General features: G+C 66.9%; 14 protein-coding genes. 5 read left to right on the forward strand and 9 right to left on the reverse strand.

Going from position 1 to position 15555, the window contains the following annotated elements:
* Positions 1–2: 2 nt before the first annotated feature.
* Complete coding sequence (locus SA87_RS03515; protein ID WP_066199383.1) at positions 3–665, reverse strand: MOSC domain-containing protein; 663 nt, start codon at positions 663–665, stop codon at positions 3–5.
* 425 nt (positions 666–1090) lie between these two features.
* Between SA87_RS03515 and SA87_RS03520 the strand changes: the two genes are divergently transcribed.
* From SA87_RS03520 to SA87_RS13445, 3 genes are all read left to right on the forward strand, one after another.
* Positions 1091–2242: an MBL fold metallo-hydrolase gene (locus SA87_RS03520; protein ID WP_066199282.1), complete on the forward strand. Its 1152-nt coding sequence runs from the start codon at positions 1091–1093 to the stop codon at positions 2240–2242.
* Positions 2243–2372: 130 nt separating this feature from the next.
* Positions 2373–3281, forward strand: a complete 909-nt coding sequence (locus tag SA87_RS03525; protein ID WP_066199285.1) for a diaminopimelate dehydrogenase — start codon at positions 2373–2375, stop codon at positions 3279–3281.
* A 152-nt stretch (positions 3282–3433) separates the two neighbouring features.
* Complete coding sequence (locus SA87_RS13445; RefSeq protein WP_169793297.1) at positions 3434–3610, forward strand: hypothetical protein; 177 nt, start codon at positions 3434–3436, stop codon at positions 3608–3610.
* Here the strand turns inward: SA87_RS13445 and SA87_RS03530 are convergent.
* The 7 genes from SA87_RS03530 to SA87_RS03560 form a co-directional block, all read right to left on the reverse strand.
* A complete protein-coding gene (locus tag SA87_RS03530; protein ID WP_066199290.1) occupies positions 3569–4603 on the reverse strand; it encodes a hypothetical protein in 1035 nt (344 codons plus the stop codon). The genes SA87_RS13445 and SA87_RS03530 overlap by 42 nt on opposite strands.
* A 10-nt stretch (positions 4604–4613) precedes the next feature.
* On the reverse strand, positions 4614–5798 hold the full coding sequence (locus SA87_RS03535) for a LysM peptidoglycan-binding domain-containing protein (protein WP_156516484.1): 1185 nt from the start codon (positions 5796–5798) through the stop codon (positions 4614–4616).
* A gap of 153 nt (positions 5799–5951) precedes the next feature.
* Positions 5952–6914 carry a 4-hydroxy-3-methylbut-2-enyl diphosphate reductase gene (locus SA87_RS03540; RefSeq protein ID WP_066199298.1) on the reverse strand — a complete coding sequence of 321 codons (963 nt, stop codon included), beginning with the start codon at positions 6912–6914 and terminating at the stop codon, positions 5952–5954.
* 166 nt (positions 6915–7080) lie between these two features.
* Entirely contained in the window at positions 7081–8388 is a 1308-nt protein-coding gene (gene hemL, locus SA87_RS03545; protein ID WP_409359809.1) for a glutamate-1-semialdehyde 2,1-aminomutase, read from the reverse strand.
* A gap of 596 nt (positions 8389–8984) precedes the next feature.
* A complete protein-coding gene (locus SA87_RS03550; protein WP_066199301.1) occupies positions 8985–9815 on the reverse strand; it encodes an ABC transporter ATP-binding protein in 831 nt (276 codons plus the stop codon).
* Positions 9812–10828 carry an ABC transporter permease gene (locus SA87_RS03555; protein ID WP_066199304.1) on the reverse strand — a complete coding sequence of 339 codons (1017 nt, stop codon included), beginning with the start codon at positions 10826–10828 and terminating at the stop codon, positions 9812–9814. Before SA87_RS03555 ends, SA87_RS03550 begins: the two co-directional genes overlap by 4 nt.
* A gap of 154 nt (positions 10829–10982) precedes the next feature.
* Positions 10983–12068, reverse strand: coding sequence for an ABC transporter substrate-binding protein (locus SA87_RS03560; protein ID WP_066199306.1), 1086 nt, complete (start codon positions 12066–12068; stop codon positions 10983–10985).
* A 486-nt stretch (positions 12069–12554) separates the two neighbouring features.
* Between SA87_RS03560 and SA87_RS03565 the strand changes: the two genes are divergently transcribed.
* Positions 12555–12992: an Hsp20/alpha crystallin family protein gene (locus SA87_RS03565; RefSeq protein ID WP_066199310.1), complete on the forward strand. Its 438-nt coding sequence runs from the start codon at positions 12555–12557 to the stop codon at positions 12990–12992.
* Positions 12993–13137: 145 nt separating this feature from the next.
* Complete coding sequence (locus tag SA87_RS03570) at positions 13138–14454, forward strand: RNA-guided endonuclease InsQ/TnpB family protein (RefSeq protein ID WP_066199313.1); 1317 nt, start codon at positions 13138–13140, stop codon at positions 14452–14454.
* Between the two features lie 125 nt (positions 14455–14579).
* Here SA87_RS03570 and hemB read toward each other — a convergent pair whose 3' ends face one another.
* Positions 14580–15509 (reverse strand): porphobilinogen synthase, encoded by a 930-nt coding sequence (gene hemB / locus SA87_RS03575; protein WP_066199389.1) that lies wholly within the window; start codon positions 15507–15509, stop codon positions 14580–14582.
* Positions 15510–15555 lie beyond the last annotated feature (46 nt).

The raw sequence follows: 15555 nt of genomic DNA on the forward strand, positions 1-15555 counted from the left end.
GCTTATCGTCCGCCTTCTCTTCGCTCGAGCCGCCCGAGGAGCTTCCGGCGGTAGCCGTCCGCGAGCGCCGGGTGATCCGCCAGACGACCCAGGAGCTCCGGATCCGGCGGCTCCGCGTCGGTCGCCGCCATCACCGCCGCGACGCTCACCCCGCGGGGATCCCGCTCCAAGCGAATGAGCCGATCGCCCGGCCGCACCATTCCTTCCTCGAGCACGCGAAAATACCAGCCGCTCTTCCCCGTCCGGCGCACCTCGGCCGGAAGCTGCCGGTTCTCATATCGGAGCTCCAACTTAAAGCAGGGGCGCCGCGGTTGGGCGACCTGAAGCAGCGCCGTGCCGAGCCGAAAGACGTCGCCGATGCCGACCGCCTCCTCGGTGAGGCCTTCGACGGTCAGGTTTTCGCCGAAGGCCGCCGGCGGAAGCGGCCGACCGAGCCACCGTTCCCAGCCGGCATAGTGATCGAGCGGGTACGCCGAGACCGCCTTGTCCGGCCCGCCGTGCCGGACCGGATCGCCCTGCGCATCGCCGACAAAACCCGTCCGGGTGAGCCGGAGGGGCCCGTCGACCGGCCGCTTGTCGATCGCGCTCCAGGCCCCCCGACCGTCCCAGGCCAGCCACCGCACCGGGCCGACGTTCGGCCCCCGAACTCGAAACCGATTCTCCACGTCCGTCCCTCCCGGACATCGAACGACCGGCGATTCCCGGACGGCCAAACCGCCCGGCTCTTTTCCCCTTTCACGCCTTTCACGGCAACGTTGCGTGTCATCGTCCGTCTTTTCGTTCATGCCCGTTTGGTTCACGGCCGTATTTTAACAGATTTTCGATCGAGCGAGAAACGTCTTCAGGGCTTTTCAACCGTCGATTGCGACGATCGATTGCGACGATCGCTTCCCATCCGGCGGTATCCCCCGTTTTCACCGTAATTACGGGTTTTATAGTTAGAATTTACGATAAATGACGTCTTATAAGAAAAATCTTAATGACAATCCGTTGACAAAAAACATTCTCCGCGTTACAATGGTCCCGTCCCGATAAACCCTCCCCGGTATCGGAGCGGGGGAGGCCAAATGTCTGCGAAGGAGGGTTCGCCATGGCGGAATGGATGCGCCTTCAGCCGGCAGAACTGGCGCAAAAGCTCGGCACCGACGAACCGGTCTTCCTCATCGACGTCCGCTCCAATCCGAAAGACGTCCAGGACTGGCACATCGAGCACCGGAACGTCGAGTTTCGCCACTTCCCCGCCGCTCTGCTCCTTGAAGAGGCGCCGGAAGCGTACGCCGAGCTTCCCAAAGACCGGGAGATTCACGTCGTCTGCGCCAAAGGGCTCACCAGCACGGAAGTGGCCCGCCGCCTCGCCGAGCGGGGTTACCGCGCGGTCGAGCTCGTCGGCGGAATGGAAGCGTGGAGCCAGTACTACCATCCGGTGACGGCGTACGAAGACGAGAAGCTGAAGATCGTCCAGTTCAACCGCCTCGGAAAAGGCTGCCTCTCCTACGCCATCATCTCCAAAGGCGAGATGATGGTCGTCGATCCCCTCCGCCGGGCCGACGTCTACGACGACTTTGCCCGTGAACACGGCCTGACCATCCGCCACATCGTCGACACCCACATCCACGCCGACCACATCTCCGGCGGCCAGGCCCTCTCCCGCCTGACCGGTGCGCCCTACTACGTTTCGTCCCACGACGTCTTCACCCATCAGGGGGGCATCTCCTTCGAGCCGCTGGAGCAGTACCAGACGCTTCGGGTCGGCGACGTGGAGGTGGAAGTCGTCATCATCCCGACCCCCGGGCACACCCCCGGTTCGACGTCGCTGCTCGTCGATCGGCGCTTCTTCCTCTCCGGCGACACCGTCTTCGTGAGCGGCCTCGGCCGGCCGGACCTCGGCGGGATGGTCGAAGCGTGGGCCAAAGACCTGTACGAGACCGTCGTGACGAAGCTGAAGGACCTCCCCGACGAGCTCCTCGTCCTTCCCGCCCACTACTCCCATTACTCGGAGATCAACGACCGAGGAATCGTCGGCGCCACCCTCGGGGAGCTCCGGCGGGCGAACGACCTGCTGCGGGAGATGGACCGGGAGACGTTCCTCGCTCGGGTCGAAGCGGCCGCCTCGACGGTGAAGCCTCCGAACTACGAAAAGATCATCGCCATCAACGTCGGCAAACTCGCCGTGGACGATCAGGAAGCGATCGAGCTCGAAATCGGGCCGAACCGCTGCGCCGTTCACCACGCGACGGCCTGATCGTCCCCTCCCGTCCTCCGCGCCCCCGCCCACTGCCGCGGGGGCTTTTTTCTCGCCTAGGCCCCTATTGACAGCGGCGGGGCCCGCCCGTATCGTGAGGATATCAGCCCCGTTGAAACGAGGTGAGCCCATGTCCAAGCGGATCCGCGCCGCCGTCGTCGGCCTCGGCAACATCGGCCACGCCGCCCTTGAGGCGATCGAGGCGGCCGACGATTTTGAACTCGCCGGCCTTGTCCGAAGAAAGACCTCCCTCGACCGGACGCTCCCCCGGGCGCTCGCCGGCCTTCCGGTCGCCGCCGACGTCGCCGATCTCGGCCCCGTCGACGTCGTCCTCCTTGCCACCCCGACCCGCGAGACGCCGGCGATCGCCCGGACGTATCTGGAGCGGGGCATTCGCACCGTCGACAGCTTCGACCTCCACGGCGACATCGTCCGCGTCCGACGGGAACTCCATGCCGTCGCCCGGGCCGGCGGCGCCGTCGCCGTCGTCGCCGCCGGCTGGGACCCCGGCACCGACTCGGTCGTTCGGGCCTTGTTTGAGCTCATGGCGCCCCGGGGCATCACCACCACGAACTTCGGCCCCGGCATGAGCATGGGCCATACCGTCGCCGTCAAAGCGATCCCCGGCGTCCGGGACGCCCTCTCCCTGACGATCCCGGCCGGGGCCGGCGTCCACCGGCGGATGGTCTACGTCGCCCTCGAACCGGGCGCCGATCCCGACGCCGTCCGGCAGGCGATTCTCGCCGATCCGTACTTCGCCCACGACGAGACGCACGTCGCCTTCGTCGACGACGTCGAGCGCCTGAAAGACGTCGGCCACGGCGTCGTGATGGAACGAAAGGGGACCTCCGGTCGGACGGCAAACCAGCGGTTCTCCTTTGAGATGCGCATCCACAACCCCGCCCTCACCGCCCAGGTGATGGTCTCGGCCGCCCGAGCGGCGATGCGCCTTCAGCCGGGGGCCTACACCCTGATCGAAATCCCGCCGGTCGCCTTCCTGCCCGGCGACGTCGAGACGTGGATCGCCCGCCTCGTGTGAGGGGACGGGCTTTCCGTCCGGGAAACCGTTCCGCTCCGCGCTCGTCTGCAAAAAGCGCATAACACCGCAAAAAGCGCCGCGCCGGAGGAAGCGGCGCTTTTTTCATGACCCCTTCCCCCTTTCCGGCATACGATGCCGGGAGGAGGGAGAGCATGCTCAAGACGATTCTCAACTGGTTCAAAGACGCCAAAAAGCACGTCAAGACGTTTATGCTGCCGGTGATCATCCTCTATTTCATCCGCACGATGTTCATCCCGACGTTCATCGACGTTCTCGTCCTCTTTATTTTATTTTTGATCTACGTCGGGGCGCTCCTCGAGTGGTACTGACAGCGCCTCCGCCAGGGCGGAACGGGCGTAAAACGCCCGGAGCGCCGCCTGGGCCGCCTCCGTCCGATCGAGCAGGTGATCCCGGGCCTCGCCGGAAAAATGCCGCCGGAAAAATGCCAGCACCGTTCCGGGATAAAACAGGGCGGCGCGAAGGAGCGCCGCCTCCTCCGGCTGCCAGAGCCGGCGGCGCCGGTACGCGGAAAGCCCCGCCCTCAGGCGTTCCGCCGCCTCCGACCGAGCGGCGAGTTCCGGCGCCAGCGACTGAAAAAAAACCGCAAGATCCCGCACCGCCGGCCCGTCTTCCGCGCCCGTCCAGTCCAGAAGCACGATCCCGCGAGGCGTCAGGGCGATCCGCTCCGGCGCCGGCCGGGTGTGAAGGAGGACGACGTCCGTCGTCTCCCCTTCAAGGGCCGCCCGGAAGCGCCGTGCCGCCTCGATCGCCGCATCGAGGGCAAGCGTCAGCGCCTCTCGGGCGTGGACGAAAAGCACGTCCACCGGCGACGGATACGCCCGACCGGCGGCATCCGCCGCCCACGCCTCGAGCGCCGAGCGCTCCGCCGTCCACCGGGCGATGAGGTCGTCCGCGGCGGCCCGAACCGGCGCCGCCGGCGCCGGGCGCCGGTAGGCGGCGTGAAACGCCGCCAGCGCCTCCAAAAACGCCGGCAGCCAGCGCCACTCCCCGGCCCGCAGGGCGTGCCGGGCGGTGTCGGCCGCCACCCACGGAAACAGCGCGTACGCCCGGTCGCCGACGACGGTTACCGGCCGGCCCGACGGCGTCGGCACCGGAAGCAGGACGAACGGCTGCCTCAGGGCATAACCCAAGAGCCGTTCCATCGCCCGTTCAAACCGGCCGGCATCCGGAACCGCCGTGAGGGCGAAAAGCCCGCCGTCCGTCTCCACCCGAACCGTCCGGCGGAAGCGCGTCCACCGCCGGAGCTTGAGGCCGTACGCCCGAAGCGCCTCGCGAAGGAGCGCATCCTCCATCGGCGCCACCGCCCGACCCCTATCGCCGACGACCCGGCGCGTCGGGGATCAAAAGGCGCATCCCGGGTCGGAGATCGTTCGCCGCCCGGTTGGCGGCCCGGATCGCTTCCGGCGCCACCCCGTACCGCTCGGCGATCGTCTCGAGCGTCTCCAGCTCGCGGACAAAATGCCAGATGAGCGGACGGCGTCCCCCCTCTTTGGCGCCGAACAGGCGCGTCCACAGGGACCCCGGCGAATCGGCGCCGGAAGGCGAATCGGCTTCGGCCGCATCCGTCGTCGAAGCCGCCGGCCCGACCGCCGGCGCTTCGCCGTGGCCCGGTTCGACGCAGGGACCCCGACCGACCGCGCCGAAGGCGTCCGGCGGGCCGGCCGGACCGCCGGACGCCGGCACGAGGATCGGCTCGGAGCCGGCGGGACGGCCCGCCTCCGGGCGCCCTCCGCCCGAACGCGCCTCTTTCGGCGCCTCCGGCGCATCGCCATACGGCGCGCCGGCCGGACCGGGAGCCGGCGAAGCGTCCGGCGCGGCCCCGCTTTCCGGCGGGCGATCCGCTTCGGCGACCGCGGCCTCGCTTTCCGATGTCGGCGGGGATTCCGGGAACGCTTCCGGCTCCGACGCATCGCCGGCGTTTTCGAGCGAAGGCTCCGCCCCCGAAGGGGGCAGTTCTTCGATCCAGCCGAACGGACCCGGCGTCGCCTCTTCCCCGGCCGTATAAACGGGGTGCGGCCAGTGGCTCGTCGCCTCGAAGACGTCCTCCCGCTCCGCCTGGACCGGCTGAACGTACCCTTCGGCGGAGACGCCCTCGAGGTCGATCACCGCCCGGATGAGGAGCCGATTCGGCGAAAGGAGCTCATACGCCAGGTCCTGGATGATCAGTTCGACGCCCGATTCGTCGACCCGTTCCCGGCCGAAGGCGATGTCGACCGGGATGCGGTAGTAGACGTGCCCTTTGCGGGCCTTTTTCGGCGTCACCGCCTCATCCAGGACGTCGGGGCGCACGTCGCCCTCCCCGGCGCCGGCCCGGTACTCGGCGGTAAAGGCGAGATGTCCCCGAAGGCGCAGGTGTTTCCCTTCATCGATGAGCTCCACATCCGGGATGAGCTCGACGCGTTCCATCCCCTCGATGTCCTCCAGCGGGACGTCGAGGGGAATCCGCTCCTTAAGCTCAAACGTCACCCGTCGCACCGCATCCTGCACCGCGTCCACCTCCTGCCACCCGACCGGGATCTCCCGTACACCTTACGGCAGAAGGCGGACGTTTAGACCTTCCCCGGCGCCCGAAAGCCCTGCTCGCGCCGCGATGAGGCGTCGAGGCGCTCGGTCGGGCCGCTCTCGCCACGGCCAGGTTCACTTCGTTGCTCAGTTGAGCACCCGGGTGCTCCGGGATGTCCTCGGCTGCGGCAAGATCGCCGGAAGGGGCAGCGGTTCCGGATGGCGCCACGTCTTGGGGTCGTCCGGATCGAACGCCTCGAGATAGCGGATGACGGCGTTCGTAATCGGCGTCGGCGTCGAGGCGCCGGCGGTGACGGCGACGCGCTTTTTGCCGATCAGCCACGCCGGATCGATCTCGTGCACGTTCGAGACCCGGACGGACGGCACCCCCGCGATCTTCTCCCCCACCTCGACGAGGCGGGCGGTGTTGTTGCTCCGAGGGTCGCCGACGACGATGAGAAGATCGGCGCCGCGGGCCTGGGTGGCGACGGCCGCCTGCCGGAGCTCGGTCGCCTGACAGATCTCGTTTTCCACCTCGGCGTGCGGATAGCGCCGGAGGACGGCCGCGATCAGATCTTCGACGTCCCACCGGCTCATCGTCGTCTGGTTGGTGACGAGGATGCGCCCCGCCGTGATCCGGAGGGCCTTCAGGTCTTTCTCCGTTTCGATGAGGTGGACCTTTCCCGGCGCGACGCCCATCGCCCCCTCCGGCTCCGGGTGGCCTTTTTTGCCGATGTAGATGACCTCGTAGCCCCGGGCGACCTTTTCGGCGATGAGCGCGTGGGTCTTCATCACGTCGGGGCAGGTGGCGTCGAGGACGACGAGGCCCTTTTCCGCCGCCCGGCGCCGGACTTCCGGAGAGACGCCGTGGGCGGTGAAGATGACCGTCCCGCGGTCGATCGCCTCCAGCGCCTCGAGCCGGTCCGGCGCGTCGACGGTCAGAACGCCGAGGGCGCGAAACGCCTCGACGACGTGCCGGTTGTGGACGAGCATGCCGAGGATGTGGATCGGCCTTGGAAGCGACGGATCTTCCGCCGCCCGCCGGGCAAGGACCATCGCATCGACGACGCCGTAACAGTACCCCCGCGGGGTGATCTTTACGACCTCCATCGCCTGTACCCGCCCCTTTCTCGCCTTTGCCGGCCGACCGCGGCGCCTTTCGGCCGCCGGTCGCACCGGAGCCGTCGACCCGCCGTTTCCCCCCGGGCCCGTGCCCCGCTTCCCCGTTTGCCCGCCGGCCACGGCACGGCGGCAGAAACAAGCTCCCCGCGCCGCTTCAGCCGCCTAGGGCCGCCCGCGCCGCCCGGAACGCCCGCGCCGCCGCCTCGATCGTCCGGTCGATCTCCGCTTCCGTATGGGCGAGCGACACGAACCACGCCTCGTACGCCGAAGGGGGCGCGTAGACGCCTTCCGCGAGGAGGGCGTGATAAAAGGCCCGGAAGGCCGCCTCGTTCTGCCGCTTGGCGGAAGCGAAGTCGGTCACCGGTCCGTCAGCGAAAAACGGGGTCAGCATCGATCCCACTCGGTTTAACGTAAGCGGCACCCCCTCGGCTCGGGCGGCCTCCGCCAGGCCGTCGGCGAGCCGTCGGGAGAGGGCTTCGAGCCGCTCGTACGCCGCCGCGTCGAGTTTCCGGAGCGTCGCGAGTCCCGCGTGCATCGCGAGGGGATTTCCCGAAAGCGTGCCCGCCTGGTAGACTGGCCCGCTCGGCGCGACCTGCTCCAGGATCGCCCGACGGCCGCCGTAGGCGCCGACCGGAAGCCCGCCGCCGATGACCTTCCCCATCGTCACGAGGTCTGGCATGACGCCGTACAGCCCCTGAGCCGAATGGAAATGCACTCGAAAGCCGGTCATCACCTCGTCGAAGATGAGGAGCGCCCCGGCCGCGCGCGTAAGCGCCCGGAGTCCCTCGAGAAAGCCCGGCGCCGGCGGGACGACACCCATGTTCCCGGCGACCGGCTCGACGATGACCGCCGCGATGTCATCGCCGTAAGCGTCGAAAAGCGCCCGAACCGCCTCCAGATCGTTGTACGGCGCCGTGAGCGTAAGCTCCGCCAGCGCCCCCGGGACGCCGGGGGAATCCGGCAGCCCGAGCGTCGCCACGCCGGATCCGGCCTTGACGAGGAAGCTGTCGCCGTGGCCGTGATAACACCCGATGAACTTCACCACCCGCGAGCGGCCGGTCACCGCCCGGGCGAGCCGGAGGGCGCTCATCGTCGCCTCGGTGCCGGAGTTCACCATCCGGACCATCTCCACCGCCGGCATGCGGCGGATGACCTCCTCGGCCATTGCGAGCTCGACTTCCGTCGGGGCGCCGAAGCTCGTCCCCCGGCGGGCGGCCTCCGTCACCGCCCGGACGACGTCCGGGTCGGCGTGGCCGAGGATCAGGGGCCCCCACGACAGGACGTAATCGATGAAGCGGTTGCCGTCTTCGTCGAAAAGATACGGCCCTTCCCCTCGGACGATAAAAAGCGGCGGCCGACCGACGGCGCGGAAGGCCCGAACCGGGCTGTTGACGCCGCCGGGAAGAAGGCCGACCGCCTTTTCATAGAGCGCCCGAGAACGGCCGTCGCGCAACGTGTTCAACGCCTCGGCTCCTTTCTGGGCCACGTTCGCCGCCCGTTGTCTGACCCTTCATCCATTATGCCGGAGCCATGAATCGCTTGCAAGCCAGGGACCGACCATCTTATTCAGTCTGCTTCACGAACCGGTCGGTCCGCTTCACGAACCGGCGCTCATCGTCGACGTCAACGCCTCATCGTCGGGTTCATAACACGCTTTCTCATCGAATGGGCCTTCCCGTCGAGCGAGAAACAAAGCGATGATCCGGTCGATCGGCGTTCGTCCCATATCCACAGCAAAGACGGCGACGACGGCCGGCCAAACGCCTCCACAGCCGTTCTAATTCATGGCCGTCCCCAATGAGGCGACAAAGCCGGCGACGTTTTCGGGGATTTTCAACTTCGCCATGCATCGATCGATCGGCTTCAACGGCCCTCAATCAAGCAGGACTGGCCCCGACGTCGGGATCTCGCGCTTTAAAATTCGGACGGCAGACGGAAATTGACTCCAGAACCCGGGTGAATCCAACGCCTAAGGAAACGCGCCGGGATCTGAGCCACGCCAAAACGAAAAGCGCGAGGGTGAGCGACACGGCATTCGCGGAGAAGGCCGCAATGACGTTAGGGTGCATGGTCTTTTCCCTCCAGCTGGCTGAAGACGAGGCGGTCGTCGACGAACGTTTCCCCCCGAACCCGTTCGAAGGCCCGGAGAAGGTCGTCGATCTCCATCTGCGCCTTTTCCTCCGCCGAAAGATCGAGGACGATCTCCCCGGCGTGCATCATGAGGAGCCGGTCGCCCATTCGGAGCGCGTGGGCCATGTTGTGGGTGATCATGAGGGTGGTGAGGCGCTTCTCCCGAACGATCTTCTCCGTGAGCCGAAGGACGAGCTCCGCCCGCTTCGGGTCGAGGGCCGCCGTATGCTCGTCCAAAAGGAGGAGCTTCGGCTCGACGAACGTCGCCATGAGGAGCGAAAGGGCCTGCCGTTCCCCGCCGGAAAGCGTCCCGACCTTCGTCTCGAGCCGCGCCTCGAGGCCGAGCTCCAGCGTCGCGAGCGCCTCCCGGTAGAGGGCCCGCTCTTTGGCCCCGATGAACGACCGGAGCACCCGCCGGCGCCCCCGGCGATAGGCGAGGGCCATATTTTCTGCAATGGACAAGGACGGCGCCGTCCCCATCATCGGATCTTGAAAAACCCGGCCGATGAGGGCCGCCCGGCGATGTTCCGGCCAGCGGGTGATGTCGACGCCGTCCAGGACGATCCGGCCGCGGTCGACCGGGATGCGGCCGGCGATGGCGTTCATGAGCGTCGATTTGCCGGCGCCGTTCGAGCCGATGAGGATGACGAACTCCCCCGGGGCGATCGACAGGGTCACGTCCTTGAGCGCCCGCCGGGCGTTCGACGTCCCGGGATGGAACGTCTTCGACACCCGCTCGAGCCAAAGCCCGCCGGTCATCCTCCCTCCCCTCCTTTTTCCGCGGGCCGCACCCGGCCTTCCGCCTTGGGCCCTGCTCCGGCGCCGGCGCGGTCGGCCGCCGCCTGACGGCGGTCATCGCCGAAGACGGCATCGGCGTCTTCCGCGTCCAGACGCCGCTGAAGGCGGCGTTTTTCCAAAATCGGCGGGACGACGAGGGCGACGACCACGATGAGCGCCGTGAGGAGCTTGAGATCGTTCGGGTCGACGTTCAGCCGAAGGGCGGCGGCGATGACGAACCGGTAGGCGACGGCGCCGGCCGCCGCCGCGAGCGTCGCCCGGAAGATCGTCTGCGCGCCGATGAGGACTTCGCCGATGATGACCGAGGCCAGCCCGACGATGATCATCCCGATCCCCATCTGCACATCGGCGTAACCCTGGTACTGGGCGATGAGACCGCCGGAGAGGCCGACGAGGGCGTTCGAGAGGATGAGGCCGAGCAGGATCGTCCCGTCGGTGTCGACGCCGAAGCTCCGGATCATGGCCGGATTGTCGCCCGTCGCCCGGACGGCGGTCCCGAGATCGGTCCGCAAAAACCAGTCGACGGCGAGTTTCACCGCGAAGAGAAGCAGGAAAAACATCACCCCGAATACGACGTGCCGGTCGACGCCGGCGGCCTGGGCCCATGCCTCGAGCTCGGTCTTGATGGTCTTCTCGTTGAGGAGCGACACGTTCGCCCGGCCCATCACCCGGAGGTTGACGGAATAAAGGGCGATCATCGTGAGGATCCCGGACAGAAGCCCATTGATCTTTCCCTTGGTGTGGAGAAGCCCGGTGATGAGCCCCGCCCCGGCGCCGGCCAAAGCCGCGACGGCCGCCGCCGCCCAACCGCTGACCCCGGCGACGACGAGGCTCGCCGCCACCGCCCCGCCCAGGGCGAAACTCCCGTCGACGGTGAGGTCGGGGAAGCTCAGCACCCGAAAGGTGAGATAGACGCCGATGGCCATGATGCCGAACAGAAGTCCTTGTTCCAGCGAACCGATCCAGAGGGCCATGGTAAGTCGGACACCCCGTTTTCTTCGTCATGAGACAGAGGCCCGTCCGCGAAAAAGGGCGCGATCGAAAGGCGCCTCACCGGTTCATTCGGGCAAAGAAAAAGAGCGGGCCGGCTCCCGGCACACCGGCCCGCCGGACGCCCGGCGGCGCCCATCAATACGTCACGTCCGCCCGTTCGAGGAGATCCCGGGGGATCTCAAGGCCGATTTTGTCCGCTTCCGTCTTGTTGACGTAGAGTTTGAGCTCCTTCTGCCGTTCGATCGGCATCGACTCGGGCTTCGCCTCGCCCTTTAAGATCTTGATCGCCATCTCGCCGGTCTGATAGCCGAGCTTGTAGTAGTCGATGCCGTAGGTGATGAGCGCCCCTTCCTTCACCGAATCGCCTTCGGCGGCGATCAGGGGAAGCTTGGCCGACTCGGCGACGTCGACGACCGCCCGGATGGCGGAGACGACGGTGTTGTCCGTCGGGATGTAGAGGGCATCGACCTTGCCGACGAGCGATTCCGCCGCCTGCTTCACCTCGGACGTGTTCGTCACCGCCTTCGGCACGAGCTCAAGGCCGAGGGACGCGGCCGCCTCCTTCGCCATTTCGACCTGCACGAGGGAGTTCGACTCGCCGCTGTTGTAGAGGACGCCGATGCGGTTGCCTTTGGCCAGCCGCTTGGCGAGCTCGAGCTGTTCCTTCACCGGATTCATGTCCGTCGTTCCGGTGACGTTCCGGCCGGGCCGCTCGAGCGACTCCACCAGGCCGGCGCCGACCGGGTCGGTGACGGCGGTGATGACGATCGGGATGTCCTTCGTCGCCTCGGCGACCGCCTGGGCCGTCGGCGTCGCGATGGCGAGGATGAGGTCGACCCGATCGGCGACGAACTTGTCCGCGATCTGCTTCGCCGTATCCTGGGATCCTTCGGCGTTCTGAATGTCGTACTTGACGGTCTCGCCTTCGACGTAGCCGCCGTCCCTGAGCGCATCGATAAAGCCCTGGCGGGCATTGTCGAGGGCGGGATGCGAGCGGATCTGGGTAATGCCGATCCGCTTCAACTCCGTCCCGGCCGACGCGCCGCTGGGTTCTCCGTTCTCCCCGGCCGTCGTGCCGCCCGAGGCCTGACCGTTCGCCCCGCTCTCTGAGGTCTTGCCGCCCGCCCCGGTGCCGCAGGCGGAGACGGCGACGAGGACGAGCGTGAGTGCGGCGAACGCCCCGAGCGCCTTGTGCCAACCCGACCATCCCCTGCGCCGCATGCGTACGGTCCTCCCCCGCTCTCCCGGGCGCCGATACCCGGTTCGTGCTGGATTTTTTTAACCTTTCCTTCTCCGCTGCCCCGCTTTTGCGGTGCCGCATTCGCGATTTCACCGCCCCTTTTCTGCGGAAAAGGGTCGACGCGGCAAAGCGGGACCGCCGCAAAGCGGTGGCGCTCTAAAACAAAAAATCTTGGATCAATCATAGCAGCCCTGCGGCGCCGCCGCAAGCGGATTTTCTTGCAAAGTTTTTCCGGGCGCCCCCCTTGACCGGCCCCATGCATAGCGGATAATGGAGAAGGGAACCCTTTTTCTGCCGCTTTTTGGACGCGGGGCCGGGGCGACGCTCCGGAGACGGGCCGGGAGCCTTCGGCCCGCCCGGAAGCCCGAGAAGGCCGGCAGGCCCCGATCGGCGGGCCGGATGCTGCTCGCCCGCCCGGCAGCCGGGGCACCCCGACTTGAGGCCGAGCGAAGGGAGGAGGGGGTAGGATGAGCCGTTGGTGGCCCGATCGCCGGCGCCGATCCAACTGGCCGGTGTGGGACGACGTCGAGGCGATCATGGAACGCTTCTTCGCCGAACCGCTGGCCGTCTTCGCGGGAACCGGCCGTTTCCGTACGGACATTCGGGAGACGGAAGACGCCTACATCGTCGAAGCCGAGCTTCCCGGCGTCGACAAAGACCACATCCAGATCCACTACGACGACGGCGTCTTAAGCATCACCGTCGAAGAGGCCGGCGGCGTCGACGAGGAGCGGGAGGCGTACGTCCGCCGGGAGCGGTACCGGGGCCGGCTGGAGCGGCATTTTTCCCTTGAGAACGTCGATCCGGACGGCATCCGGGCGACGTACAAAAACGGCCTGCTCACCGTCACGCTGCCGAAACTCAAGCGGACGCCGCCCAAAGGCCGGCGCATCGACATCGAATGATCGACGAAAAAGCCGCCCGGACCCTCCGGGCGGCTTTTTTATAGAACGCCGCGGGAAGACCCGCCTCCTTCAGGGGGCGGGATGAAAGCGGCGCTTGAACATTTGTACGAATTTCGGTATCCTCGCCTTAAAGGAGGTGAAAAGCATGGCCTGGAGTTCCGCCTCCCGTCCCGATCGGCTGCTGCTCACCCGGCAGTTTCCGATCGGACCCGACCGCCTGCCGGAGTTCGAACCGATCATGCAGGCGGCCAACCGGATCTGGAATTCGTGCGTCTGGCATTCGCGGGAGATCCGGGAAAAGGAAAACCGGTGGCCGAACGAAGGAGAGCTGAAGGCGAAATTCAAGTTCTTCAAGGTCTGGAAAGAACTCCACTCCCAGTCGGCTCAGGCGGTGGTGGAAGAGTACTTTGAGGCCGTCTCCGGCTACCGGAAGCACCGGGAAAACGGTCACGAGGAAATGCGGCCTCCGGATTTCAAGCCAAAGAAGCATCTTCGGACGGTCACCTGGAAAAAGCAGGGCTTTGACGTCCGACCGGACGGCCTTGGGCTGAAGCGATCGCGGGGAAAAGATCCCGTTTCGGTTCCGCTGCCTGCGGGATGGAACGTCATCGTCCTGCCGGATGGACGAAGCGTGACCGGGACGCCGGTCGAGGTCAAGGTGAAGGCGATCGTCCGTCGCCGGAAGGTGGAAAACCTCATCCTCCACGTGACCTTCGATTTCGGGGTCGTGCCGGTCCGCCCTGAGGCGGGGCCCGTCGCGGCGTACGACTACAACGCGGCCATGCTTGCCCGGGCGACCTCCGCCGGTGTGCTGGATCTTTTCGTCGGCCGCGAACTCCTGGCCCAGATCCAGGACCGCAACAAGGGGCTGGCGGAATTTCAGGCGAAGCTGAGCCGCCTCAGGGAAGGGTCGCGGCGCTGGCGCCGGCTTCAGGCGGCCAAAGGCCGGATCCTGGAGAAGCTCGATCGCCGGATCCGGCCCATGGAGCATGCTCTGACGAAGGCGCTGGCCGAACTCGACCTCAAAGAAGGCATCGCCACCGCTGTCCTCGGCGATCTGACCGGCCTTCGCCGCTCCGCCGGAACCGGGATGAAGGGGAAGAAGGCCAGTCAGAAGATCCACCAGATGGCCTACGATCGCCTCGGCTCCCAGCAGGGGTACAAAAACCTCATGCGCGGGATTCGGACGATCTTTCTTCCCGAAAAGTACACGTCATCGACCTGTTACGCCTGCGGCCGGCGAGACCCGTCGTCGAGAAGACATCGCGGGCACTGGAAGTGCAGGCGGTGCGGCTTCTCTTTGCAGGCGGATCTGAACGGCGCCGGCAACCTGCTCAAGTTCCGGCTTGCCGAAAACGTCGTCGGCGTACCCGGTCCGGTGTCTTTCCACACGATCCGGCACTGGCGCTGGGATAAGCGCTACAACCGGTACGTACGCGTATCGTCAAGGGCCGGGGCCTGAGGCCCGGTACCTGACGTAGTCGGGACTTCGGTGACGGTCCCCTCCGGAGGCGTGAAGCCTTCGGTGTAACCCGGCGGGACATCCTGCCGCCAGGAAGCCCTTCCCCTTCAGGGGGAGGGAGAAAGTCACCCGCGATCTTCCTCCCGCAGCCAGCGGGCAACGTCTTTGGCGTGGTAGGTGATGATGAGGTCGGCGCCGGCCCGCTTGACGCCGGTCAAAAGCTCCAGCACGACCGCCCGTTCGTCGAGCCAGCCGTTTCGGGCCGCCGCCTTGATCATCGCGTACTCGCCGCTCACGTTGTAGGCGACGAGGGGGTGGGGGAACGCCTCCCGGAGCGCCTTCACCACGTCCAGGTAGGCCATCGCCGGCTTCACCATGAGAAAATCGGCGCCTTCTTCGACGTCGCTTCGGGCTTCCCGAAGCGCCTCCCGGACGTTGGCCGGATCCATCTGGTACGTCCGCCGGTCGCCGAACGCCGGCGCCGAATGGGCCGCCTCCCGGAAAGGCCCGTAAAAAGCGGAAGCGTACTTTACCGAGTAGGCCATGATCGGCGTATGCTTGAATCCGGCCGTATCGAGCCCGTCCCGGATCGCGGCGACGAACCCGTCCATCATGTTCGACGGGGCGATGACGTCGGCACCGGCTTCCGCCTGCGTCACCGCCGTCCGGACGAGGAGCTCCAGCGTCTCGTCGTTTAAGATCTCCCCGTCCCGGACGAGGCCGCAGTGGCCGTGGCTCGTGTATTCGCACAGGCAGTTGTCGGCGATGAGGACGAGCTCCGGATACGCCTTTTTCAGCTGGCGGAGCGCCCGCTGGACGATCCCCGCCTCCTCGTAGGCGCCGCTTCCGACCTCGTCTTTGTGGTCGGGAATGCCGAAGAGGATGACCGCCGGGATGCCGAGGGCGAGGACGTCCTCGACCTCCTCGTTCAGCCGGTCCAGGGAAAGCTGGTAGACCCCCGGCATCGACGGCACTTCTCGCCGGATGCCGCTCCCCTCGGTGACGAACAGCGGATAAATGAGATCGTCGACCCGAAGATGCGTCTCCCGTACCATCCGTCGCAGGTTGGACGACCGCCGGAGGCGGCGGTGGCGGATAAAA

It is taken from the genome of Hydrogenibacillus schlegelii (genome assembly GCF_001653195.1).
Taxonomy (GTDB): Bacteria; Bacillota; Bacilli; order Thermicanales; family DSM-22653; genus Hydrogenibacillus; species Hydrogenibacillus schlegelii.

Excerpts from the sequence above, each read along its gene's own strand:
- hemB (WP_066199389.1), bottom strand. The coding sequence starts at position 15,509 with ATGGTACGGGAGACGCATCTTCGGGTCGACGATCTCATTTATCCGCTG.
- SA87_RS03550 (WP_066199301.1), bottom strand. The coding sequence starts at position 9,815 with ATGACCGGCGGGCTTTGGCTCGAGCGGGTGTCGAAGACGTTCCATCCC.
- SA87_RS13445 (WP_169793297.1), top strand. The coding sequence starts at position 3,434 with ATGCTCAAGACGATTCTCAACTGGTTCAAAGACGCCAAAAAGCACGTC.
- SA87_RS03540 (WP_066199298.1), bottom strand. The coding sequence starts at position 6,914 with ATGGAGGTCGTAAAGATCACCCCGCGGGGGTACTGTTACGGCGTCGTC.
- SA87_RS03555 (WP_066199304.1), bottom strand. The coding sequence starts at position 10,828 with ATGGCCCTCTGGATCGGTTCGCTGGAACAAGGACTTCTGTTCGGCATC.
- SA87_RS03565 (WP_066199310.1), top strand. The coding sequence starts at position 12,555 with ATGAGCCGTTGGTGGCCCGATCGCCGGCGCCGATCCAACTGGCCGGTG.
- SA87_RS03570 (WP_066199313.1), top strand. The coding sequence starts at position 13,138 with ATGGCCTGGAGTTCCGCCTCCCGTCCCGATCGGCTGCTGCTCACCCGG.
- SA87_RS03560 (WP_066199306.1), bottom strand. The coding sequence starts at position 12,068 with ATGCGGCGCAGGGGATGGTCGGGTTGGCACAAGGCGCTCGGGGCGTTC.
- SA87_RS03525 (WP_066199285.1), top strand. The coding sequence starts at position 2,373 with ATGTCCAAGCGGATCCGCGCCGCCGTCGTCGGCCTCGGCAACATCGGC.
- SA87_RS03520 (WP_066199282.1), top strand. The coding sequence starts at position 1,091 with ATGGCGGAATGGATGCGCCTTCAGCCGGCAGAACTGGCGCAAAAGCTC.